1 protein-coding gene is annotated in these 430 nt (G+C 62.6%); it reads right to left on the bottom strand.

Annotated features, from left to right (window positions below; translation table 11 throughout):
- Positions 1–430: bifunctional ornithine acetyltransferase/N-acetylglutamate synthase (locus EN935_RS40235; protein WP_206534747.1), on the bottom strand; the 430-nt coding region annotated here is incomplete at both ends.

The raw sequence follows: 430 nt of genomic DNA, 5'->3' as shown, positions 1-430 counted from the left end.
TTGCAGCTTCGGTCCACAGCCCTGGCTTGCCATTGCTGACCAGCCCCGCGAGCAGATGGCTGAATTTGCTGGTGTCGAGCGGCTCGCCGATGACGCCGGTCGAGGCCAGGAAAACCTCGCTTGCCTTGCAGCCGGCCGCCTTCGCCGCCGCCTCACCCGTCAGGGCCGTGGATTCCCGACCTTTCTTGCCGGTGAACGCGTTGGCATTGCCGGAATTGACGACCAGTACCCGCGCCTTGCCGGCGCCGAGATTCTGGCGGCAGAAATCGACCGGCGCCGAGGGACATTTCGATTTCGTGAACACACCGGCGACCGCGGTGCCTTCATCGAAGACCATAGTCAGCAGATCGGTGCGGTTCTTGTACTTTATACCCGCCTCGGCGGTGGCGATGCGCACCCCCTCGATTTCTGGCATCTTGGGGTATTTCTT

The sequence above is a fragment of the Mesorhizobium sp. M7D.F.Ca.US.004.03.1.1 genome (assembly GCF_003998635.1).
GTDB classification, from domain to species: domain Bacteria; phylum Pseudomonadota; class Alphaproteobacteria; order Rhizobiales; family Rhizobiaceae; genus Mesorhizobium; species Mesorhizobium loti.
The sequence above is the reverse complement of the archived record's forward strand: the minus strand, read 5'-3'. Positions and strand labels throughout refer to the sequence as shown.